This is a genomic window from Anaerovibrio sp., from assembly GCF_051866355.1.
Taxonomy (GTDB): Bacteria; Bacillota; Negativicutes; order Selenomonadales; family Selenomonadaceae; genus Anaerovibrio.
In genome coordinates this window covers 1-2,095 of record NZ_JBJDWZ010000115.1, presented here as the reverse complement: position 1 = coordinate 2,095, position 2,095 = coordinate 1, and the positions used below count along the sequence as shown (strand labels likewise).

The 2,095-nt window shown below is 44.1% G+C and carries 3 protein-coding genes; all 3 read right to left on the bottom strand.

Annotated features, from left to right (window positions below; all coding sequences use genetic code 11):
• Positions 1 to 120 precede the first annotated feature (120 nt).
• Positions 121 to 810 carry a PIG-L deacetylase family protein gene (locus ACI3UA_RS06110; protein ID WP_439723938.1) on the bottom strand — a complete coding sequence of 230 codons (690 nt, stop codon included), beginning with the start codon at positions 808 to 810 and terminating at the stop codon, positions 121 to 123.
• Positions 811 to 942: 132 nt separating this feature from the next.
• The gene (locus ACI3UA_RS06105) at positions 943 to 1,620 is read right to left on the bottom strand and encodes a methionyl-tRNA formyltransferase (protein WP_439723937.1); all 678 of its coding nucleotides are present in this window, start codon (positions 1,618 to 1,620) and stop codon (positions 943 to 945) included.
• Between the two features lie 5 nt (positions 1,621 to 1,625).
• On the bottom strand, positions 1,626 to 2,095 hold a 470-nt coding region (locus tag ACI3UA_RS06100; RefSeq protein ID WP_439723936.1), incomplete at its 5' end, for a formyltransferase family protein.

Sequence of the window (2,095 nt, the reverse complement as noted above, 5' to 3'; positions counted from 1 at the left end):
ACGCTCCAAGGAATGATTATGATTGCCACTCATTTCTGCAATAATAAAAGGCTTATCCAATTTTCTCAAATCCATCAGGCTTCACAACCTCCACGTCAGATATACAGCATACATCAAAAATCATCTTATACTCCGCCCCAGCATGAATGCCTCCGCATAGGGCACCCCTACCGTCAGCCCACGATATTGCGCCAACAGCTCAACCCCTTTGTATGAACGTGGATGCGGATACTCTCTCATTTCAGACGCATAAAATTCAAGGGCCTGCCTTTTTTTCTCCATAAACTCCGTTACATCCACATAAATATTAGGCTGGAAAATCTTGTCCGCCGTCATCATTTGCCATTCTGTACTGGACAACGTTTCAAAAAACAAAATCTCACGAACTGATTCCCCAGGCAAAGACCTGCAGGCTGTTACCACAGCATCATGAGTTACACGGTGGTCAACATTAACATCCCCCGCATGATGGGTATATACAATGTCCGGCTTGTATTCATCAACCTCACGCTCAATCTTTTTTACAACATCCAAAAGATTTACTCCGTCCATTCTGTTATCAGGAAAATCGTGCATAATCAGCTTGGTCACACCTAAAAATTCAGCTGAACGCTTCGAAGCGGCATGAAGCTCTGACAATTCTCCAGCTCTCATTTCAGCATTTCTGGTCAAGTCCCGACTTGTCAGCCCTTCTGCCATAATCATTGTATGAACAATATCTCCTTCAGCTATATGCTTCATAATCGTAGCCCCGCATCCCAGAACTTCATCATCCGGATGAGCCGCTACTACAAGAATTCTCTTCCCCATAGCTCTGCCCCGTTTCCCTTATACACATATACCAATACGCATACTGGCCATATATATATACATTCATGCACATATATGCACACATACACAAAAGCCATTAACTGCACTAAAAAATGTCCTGCCTCCATAAAATCAGTTATCACGCAACCTTATTTTGGCATCTGCCAATATATACCCATCCTTTAAAGAAGCCCTGGTAAATTCCAGATGCAGACGCTCAGTATCCAGAAAAGCCGCTGGGTAGCTATTCGCATCCAGCATTCTGATGTAATCGAATATTTTTTCCAATGAGCGCAGCTCTCCTATATTCCCATCATCCGGCGTTCTGCGCTTAAATACAACCGCCTCGCCCTGCTGCGGCTCAGCCCGCAAATTGCCACGCACAATTTCTATCATCATTTCCTTGCTCAGCTCTGCAGCACGCAAATATATCTCCTCTGCATTCCCCCACAAGGACAGATTACGCTTTAAATATATATCACCGGCATCCACTTCTCCGCAGCACTGCAACGCAGACAACTTAGTTTCATATATTCCTCTGGATATAAGATTTTGTAACGGGCTCCCGCCCCTGCCAAAAGGTAAATCTGTCATGTGAAAAACAACGCAACGGAAATTTTCATACACATCAGCCGGTATCATATAAGACCAATGAGGGAAAAACACCCATTCAGGACGCAGTGACACGAATTTCTGATACGTTACTTCACTTTTATTATCAATATAAACAACCTCACTGCCTGTACGGCTGGCCAATTCTCCAACATACTGCCTATGCCAGCTTTTATTTGACACTATTACTATCCGCATCTTCATTACCTGCCTGTTGACGCCTCATATATCTTCAATACATATCTTCTGCCATGAAAATCAAAAAACGCCGGATACTTATCATTATCCACTACGCGCAAAAGGTTGAACTGCTCCCTTATGCTCTTATCTATGTCCAGCCTGCTATCTTCAGGCCTGCGCCTGGGATAAAAACTCTCTTCGCCATTTTGTTCCATAGCTTCTGACAATATATCAGGATATCTATGCACAAATTCAAGGCACATTTCCACCGTAACTTGCCCCTGCTGCTCACGCAAATCATTTACCAGCTCATGCCCGGCATAAGAAATCACTCTTTGCAGATAAATGCTTCCAGAATCAACCCGCTCAGCTGCTTCAAACAACGTAACAGGTATCTGCGACTTTCCTTCCAGAATCTGCCATGTCAGAGGCGACCATCCCTTGCCATGAGGCAGGGCACTTTCATGAACAACCAGATTATGGCGACTTTTGG